The 7,823-nt window shown below is 23.3% G+C and carries 4 protein-coding genes; all 4 read left to right on the top strand.

Annotated features, from left to right (window positions below):
• Positions 1 to 776: 776 nt before the first annotated feature.
• The 4 genes from yihA (at position 777) to pth (ending at position 7,729) form a co-directional block, all read left to right on the top strand.
• Positions 777 to 1,364, top strand: a complete 588-nt coding sequence (yihA, locus tag AB6A63_RS01350) for a ribosome biogenesis GTP-binding protein YihA/YsxC (protein ID WP_370430898.1) — start codon at positions 777 to 779, stop codon at positions 1,362 to 1,364.
• 89 nt (positions 1,365 to 1,453) lie between these two features.
• Entirely contained in the window at positions 1,454 to 4,036 is a 2,583-nt protein-coding gene (locus AB6A63_RS01345; protein ID WP_370430897.1) for a valine--tRNA ligase, read from the top strand.
• A gap of 191 nt (positions 4,037 to 4,227) precedes the next feature.
• Positions 4,228 to 7,047 (top strand): cation-translocating P-type ATPase, encoded by a 2,820-nt coding sequence (locus AB6A63_RS01340; protein ID WP_370430896.1) that lies wholly within the window; start codon positions 4,228 to 4,230, stop codon positions 7,045 to 7,047.
• 109 nt (positions 7,048 to 7,156) lie between these two features.
• Complete coding sequence (gene pth / locus AB6A63_RS01335) at positions 7,157 to 7,729, top strand: aminoacyl-tRNA hydrolase (RefSeq protein ID WP_370430895.1); 573 nt, start codon at positions 7,157 to 7,159, stop codon at positions 7,727 to 7,729.
• Positions 7,730 to 7,823: the final 94 nt, after the last annotated feature.

Genomic DNA, 7,823 nt, shown 5'->3' with positions numbered 1-7,823 from the left:
TAAAACAATTAATAAATAGTTTTGATTTTGAAAAAATTATTTGTTTTTTTGAAAATTGTTAATTCATTTTTAAAAAATGCAAGTTTTTTTTTCAAAAGTGGGACTTACAAGCGGTACCGGTTTTCGGGTTCAGTACAATTTAAATTTTTTCTTTTTTTTATATAAATTAATAAAAATATCTTATATTCTTATTTTTTTCCGATAATTAAGCCAATCTACTAATTTTTAAAAATAATTTTGAGTATTATCCTAAATTTATTTTATTTTTTGTGTTATAGCAAAAGTAATAAATAGTTCGGTTCAATCTTTTATGAATTAAAACTTTTTTTTAAGAGTACCAAATAAATGGTTCAAAAATATCAATTTCATTATTTGATTTTTGGTTCATTTTTTTCTCTTTTTTTAATTTAAAAATTTTTTTATATTTGCTTCTTTAATTTTATTTCTTTTTTTAGTTGTTTTTCTGTTTTATAAAGAGTCAGATAGTTTTTTACTGGGTTAAAGTAGATATCAGAAAGATATTACTTGGCTTTTTAAGCAATCCTCTATTAAAAATATTTGTGGTTTAAATACTTGAAATCAACCTTTTAATTTTAAACAAATTGTTTTTTTGGAATCAAATGAGGGACTTTCTTAGTGGTACGGTTTTGATGGTTTAAACCCATTATTTATGATTAATTTATTTTATTAATAAATAAATTATTGTATAAAAAATTATTTTGATATATAATTATTAATATTATGATAAATTTATATAACAAAAGGGAAAATATATAATGATTGTTAAATCTGTTTTTACCAAAAGTATTACTGATTTAAAAGATCGTCCTTTGCCTCAATTATCAGAAGTTTTTTTGATAGGAAGAAGTAATGTTGGTAAAAGTTCTTTTATTAATTTTTTAACTAATAATAAAAAATTAGCTTTCGTTTCTAAAACTCCAGGAAAAACAATTACTTTAAATTATTTTTTATTGAATAATGATTTTTATTTAGTAGATTCTCCTGGTTATGGTTATATGAAAAAAAATTTACAAATAAAAAAAAATGTTGTTTTTATGATAAATAATTTTTTAAAAAATAATTCAGCTATTAAGATTATTTTTCAATTAATAGATTTTAAAGTAGGACCTACTTCTTTAGATTTAGAAATATATCAAAAATTAAATGAATCTTCTCTACAACCTGTTTTGATTTTGAATAAAAAAGATAAAGTTTTGTTAAATAAAATTAATAATAGATTAAAACAAATAGAACAAGTTTTTAATAATTTAGAATATTCACGTAAACCTCAAATTTACTTATTATCTTGCAAAAAAAAGGAAGGAATGGATCTTATTATTGATCTTATTTATGAAAGAATATAAAAATTATTTGAATTGATTTATTAAATTTTTTATTTTTATATAAATCGAATAAATAATAATTAGGATTAAATAAAATAAAAACATATATTATGAAATCTAGTTATCGTTTTAAATTAATCGAAAAAGATAGATATCAAAATTGGTTAAATAAAAATTATTTCAAAACAGAAAATAATTTAGATAAGAAAACTTTTACTATTCTTATACCTCCTCCAAATATTACAGGATATCTACATTTAGGACATGCTTGGAACAATGTTTTACAAGATATTGTTATAAGAAATAAAAAAATGTTAGGTTATGATGTTCTTTTTATTCCTGGAATGGATCATGCTGGAATTGCTACTCAGGCCAAAATAAAACAAAAATTAAAAGAAAAAGGTTTTTTAGATCAAACTTTAACTAAAGAAACTTTTTTAAAATATGCTTATTTATGGAAGAATGAATATTCTAATAGCATTCGTAAACAATGGTCTCAAATAGGTTTGTTTTTAGACTATGAATACGAAAAATTTACTTTAGATACATTTTCTCAAGAGATAGTAGGAAAAGTTTTTATTAAATTATATAAAGATAATTTGATTTATCGAGATTATAAAATTATTAATTGGGATTCTGTTCTTCAAACTACTATATCTAATATAGAAGTTAATTATAAAAAAAGAAAAGATAAACTTTTTTATTTAAAATATTTTTTAGTTGATGATGAAAAAAATTTTTTAGAAGTCGCTACAACCAGACCAGAAACTCTTTTTGGTGACCAAGCTTTAGCTGTTAATCCTCAAGATAAGAGATATAAGCATTTAATAGAAAAAAAAGTTATTGTTCCTTCTACTAATTCTGTTATCGATGTTATTAGCGATAAAACAGTTGATATGGAATTTGGTACAGGAGTAGTCAAAGTAACTCCTGCTCATGATGAAAATGATTTTCAAATTGGAAAAAAAAACAATTTAAAAGTTGTTTTATGTATTAATAAAGATGGCACTATGAAAGAAATAGCTCAAAAATACAAAAATTTAAGTATTTCAGAATGTCGTCAAAAATTAATCGATGATTTAACTCAAGTGGGTTTAGTTTCTAAAATAGAAGATTACGAACATATGGTTGGTTTTTCAACTATTTCCGATTCTATTATCGAACATAGAGTATCTTTACAATGGTTTTTAAAATCCAAAGAATTAGCACACTTAGTTTTAAAACAAAATGAAGCTCATTTTTTTCCTAATAGATTCCACAAAAATTTTAATAGCTGGTTAGAAACTATTGATGATTGGTGTATTTCTCGTCAATTATGGTGGGGCCATCCTATTCCTATTTGGTATAAAGGTGATCAAATTAAAGCTCAAATCGATGATCCTGGTGATGGTTTCAAAAGAGATGATGACGTATTAGATACTTGGTTTTCTTCTTCCTTATGGCCATTGATTACTTTAGATTTTGAAAATCAACAAAAAGATTCTTTATTTAAAAGACGTTTTCCATTCGATTTACTAGTAACTGGTTACGATATTTTAAGTTTTTGGGTAACTAAAATGTTTTTACAAAGTATTCATTTTACTAAAAAAATCCCTTTTAAAAATATTTTATTACATGGTTTAGTAAGAGATCATGAAGGTCAAAAAATGTCTAAATCAAAAGGAAATGGGATTTTACCAGAAACAATTATCGAAGAATACGGAATAGATGCTTTAAGATGGTATTTAACTACCAGTGTTTCTAACGGAACAGATTTATTTTTCGATAAACAAAAACTAATCAACAGTTCTAATTTTATTAATAAAATTTGGAACATAAGTCGTTTTATTCAAATGAATTTATACACAAAAGAAACAGATTTCGAAGAAAATTTATTACTTTTCCCAGAAAAAGCTTTATTGTTTCAATTATCGGAATTAAATTCTCAAATAGATCGGTTATATAAAGGTTATGAATTTAATTTAATAGGCGAGTTATTATATCATTTCGTTTGGGAAGAATTCGGAAATTGGTATTTAGAATTTTTAAAAATGTTTTTTAAAAAACCTCAAGTGAATTTAAATACTCAAAAATTTTTACTTTTTGTTTTTAAAAATATTTTAAAATTTTTACATCCTTTTATACCTTTTTTAACGGACGCTATTTACGAACAATTAACTTTTAACGAGTCTATTTTGCATTCTCCTTGGCCTCGAATAAATTATTTTGATAAAAAAGATTTTGATAAATTCCAAATTTTAAAAAAAATAATTGTTAAAATCCGGAATTGGAAAATCACTCATCAAATTGATAAAAAAAGATTACCTAAGATTTATATAAAAACATCTGTCATTTCAGTTCCTGAATTGGAAGTTTTTTTAACTACTTTAAAAAATTTTTTTCAAACAGAACAAATTGAAATCATTTCAAAAAATATTGTTGATGAAAATTATTTTTATTTATATTCCGAAAAAAATGTTCTTGTTTTCGTAGATAAAGATTTTTTAACAACAAATAATAAAACAGAAATACAAAAAAATTTCTTCAAACAAAAAGAACTTCTTTTAGAAGAAATTAAAAGAAGTGAAAAAATTTTAAAAAACAAGTCTTTTTTAGAAAAAGCCAGTAAATGGAAAATCCAAGAAGAAAAAAATAAGTATGCAGAATATTTAAAAAAATATGAAAATTTAATAAAAAATAATAATATAATTTGATTTATTATTGTTTTTTTTAATTTTATATTTTTTATATATAATAGATGAAAAATTTGTTATATATAAAAATTCCTGTTTTTACAACATATCATTAACATTAGTTGACAAAAAATTATTTTAATATATATTAAATAAGAATAATTTTTAAATTTTATAATTTTTTTTTAAAAAAAAGGTAATTAGAAAACATTATGGAAAATAAAGAGCTTTTAGAAATAAGTAGTTTATCTTTAGAAGAAGCTTTCAAACGTTATGATACCAATTACGAAGGTTTAGACGATGAGGAAGTTCAAAAAAGATATTCTAAATATGGTTTAAATTTTATTAAATCAGGTAAAAAATTTAATTTTGTGAAACAAATAGTAAAACAATTTACTTCAATGTTTGCAATTTTATTATTAGTTTCAGGTACATTAGCTTTTATAATTAAGGAAAAAGAAATAGGAATAGCCATTTTAACAGTTATATTTATTAATGGTATTTTCTCTTTCATCCAAGAGTATAAAGCTGAAAAAATTTTATCTTCTTTAGGTGATATGATTCCTAAAAAGATTCAAGTTTATCGTAACAATAAAGTAGAATTTATTGATGTTATAAATTTAACCATTGGTGATATTATCTTTTTAGACGCTGGTGCTGTAGTACCTGCTGATGCAAGAATAATTGAAGCCAATGATTTTTATGTTGATAATTCTATTTTAACCGGTGAAACGGTTCCTTTAAATCGTACTGCTGAAATTAATAAAAACGATAATGATGTTGTCGCTGAAATTCCTAATTTAGTCTTCGCTGGAGCTACGGTTACTCAAGGAAGTGCTAAAGCTATCGTTTATTCGATTGCAGAAAATACTCAAATTGGTGAAATTTCAAATTTATCAGAGGAAATCGACAAAGGTATAAGTACTCTTGAAAAAGAGATTCATAAAGTTATTAAAGTTATTAGTACTATCGCTTTATCTTTAACATTAGTAGTTTTTATTATTTGTTTATGGCGTTTTCCTCGTGATGATAGATATTGGATGGGTGCTATTACTGTTTCATTAGGAATGTTAGTAGCTAATATACCAGAAGGATTATTACCGACTATTAATTTAAGTTTAGCTATTGGTTCTCAAAGAATGGCTAAGAAAAAAGCTTTAATTAAAAAATTATTTTTTGTTGAAACTTTAAATTCAGCTACAGTTATTTGTACTGATAAAACAGGCACATTAACAGAAAATAAATTGACTTGTACTAAAGTTTTATTTAATGGTGGTTCTGCTGATATTACTGGTAATGGTTTCGAAAAAGAAGGTCAATTTACCAATTTTAACAAAAAACGTGATGACAAAGTATTAAAAAAAATGTTAATTGCTGCTTCTGTTTGTTCTGAAACTAATATAGTTGATGACGAAAATGATAAAAGCAAATTACAAATAATAGGAAATGCAGCCGAAGGAGCTTTATTAATAGCTGCTAGAAAATACGGATTCCAAAAAGATAACGTTGTCAATAATTTTGATGTTGAAAAAATAGTTCCTTTTTCTTCTGAAAACAAAAAAATGAGTGTTTTAGTTAAAAATATATCTCAAGATAGTTACGATTTAAATGAAAAATATGTTTTTATTAAAGGTGCGCCAAGTATCATTTTAAATGATTCTATTTATAAATATGATCATGATAAAGTTAGCCCTTTTACACAAGCAGAAAAAGATGCTTTTATAAAACAAAACGAAGAATTATCTATTAAAGGTTACCGTATGTTAGGGATCGCTTATAAAAAAATAGATAGCGTTGAAAAAAATTATGAAGAAAAAGATTTAGTTTTCTTAGGATTCTTCGTTAATTACGACCCTCCAAAAATGGAAGTATACGGAGCAGTTAAAAAATTATACAAAGCAGGTTTAAAAATTACTGTTATTACAGGTGATTACGGTCCAACAGCTGTTTCTATCGGTAGACAAGTAGGAATTATTGAAAATGATGAATATTTGGATATTAATGGTACTAAAATAGATCAAATGTCACAAGAAGAATTACAGGAATCTTTAAAAACTACTGTACCGATATTTTTTTCTCGTACAACTCCTAAACACAAATTAAGAATTACACAAGCTTATCGTAGCAATGGAGAAATAGTAGGTGTTATTGGTGATGGAATCAATGATATTTTAGCTATGAAAGAAGCTCATATCGGTATCGCTATGGGTAAATCTGGAAAAGATGTTACACGTAATGCAGCAGATATCATTTTATTAGATGATAATTTTTCTACAATCCCAAATGCTCTTTTAGAAGCACGTGGTATTTATGACAATATTAAAAAATTTATAACTTATGTATTTAGTTCAAATATTCCACAAATTTTCCCAATTATTTTTATGGCTCTTTTTAACGTTCCACTTTATTTAACTGTTATGCAAATTTTAGCTATAGATTTAGTTACCGATTTAATTCCGGCTATCGCTTTAGGAGCTGAAAAACCTAAAAAAGAATTGTTAGAACAAAAACCTATTACTAAAGATGATCATTTATTAGATAAAAAAGTTTTAAAAAGAAGTTATGGTTTTTTAGGTATAGTTGAAGGTATTTTAGGTTTAGTATTCTTCTTAACTTTTTACGGAACTACTTTATTGAGTGATGTTAAAAGTGCAGCAATAGCTGGCACATTAAAAAAATTTGCTTCAGAAGATAGATTTTTATTAGCTTCTACTATGGCTTTTGGAGCTGTTATTTTCTCTCAAATAGGAAATGTGTTCGCTTGTCGTTCAGATAAAAGGTATTTCTGGAGCAAAGATAATAAGAGAAATAAACTTTTATATTTTGGAATTTTATGTGAATTAATTTTCTTTGTTTTAGTTACGGTATCTTTTGAAGGCTTAAGAAAAACATTTGGAACAATCGATTTAGGATTTATACATTATTTATCTTTAATCTCTTGTATTTTGGTAGTTTTATTATTTGATACTTTATATAAATTTATTAATAACAAAAGACAAAAAAATAAAATAATATATAAAATTTATGAATAATAAATGAAAATAATTAAAAAAAATGTTAATAAAATAATTTATTAGCATTTTTTTATTTTTATACTATAAAAACTTAATATTTAATATATTCAATGAAAGAAAATAAAAAATGAAAGTTATTTTTGGTTTAGGGAATCCAGGTTTAATTTTTGATAATACACCACATAATATAGGTTTTATGGCAATAGATTTTTTTTTAAAAAATACATTAGAGAATAATTTTCAATTAAAAAAAAAATTTGCAAGTTTCATTTATCAATCTACAAAAAAAAATTCTCAGATTTTATTAGTTAAACCTCAAACTTATATGAATTTATCAGGAACAGCTGTGAAAGAAGTTATGAAAAATTATCAATTAAAAATAGAAGATATTTTAATTGTGTATGATGATATTTCTTTAAAAGAAGGTGTTTTTAAATTAAAAAATAAAGGACGCCACGGTGGACATAACGGAATTAAAAATATAATAGAAGTTTTAAAAACAGATCAATTTAAAAGATTAAAAATAGGCGTCGGCAATAATGATTCTTTGCCTTTGGATAAATATGTTTTAAATCCTTTTGAAACACAAAAAAAAGAAATTATTTTAAATAATTTCCCCATTTTTAATGAAATTTTTGAATATTTTTTTGAAGGATATTCATTAAATGATATTTTTATTTTTTTAAATAAAAAAAAATAAATTTTTTTTAAAAAAAATATTCTTTTTTAAAAATTTATGTTAAAATTAAATGTCGTTGTTTTTTAGATTTTAAATATAATTTTTTTAAAAAAAT

It is taken from the genome of 'Camptotheca acuminata' phytoplasma (assembly GCF_041276565.1).
Lineage (GTDB): Bacteria > Bacillota_I > Bacilli_A > Acholeplasmatales > Acholeplasmataceae > Phytoplasma.
The sequence above is the reverse complement of the archived record's forward strand: the minus strand, read 5'-3'. Positions and strand labels throughout refer to the sequence as shown.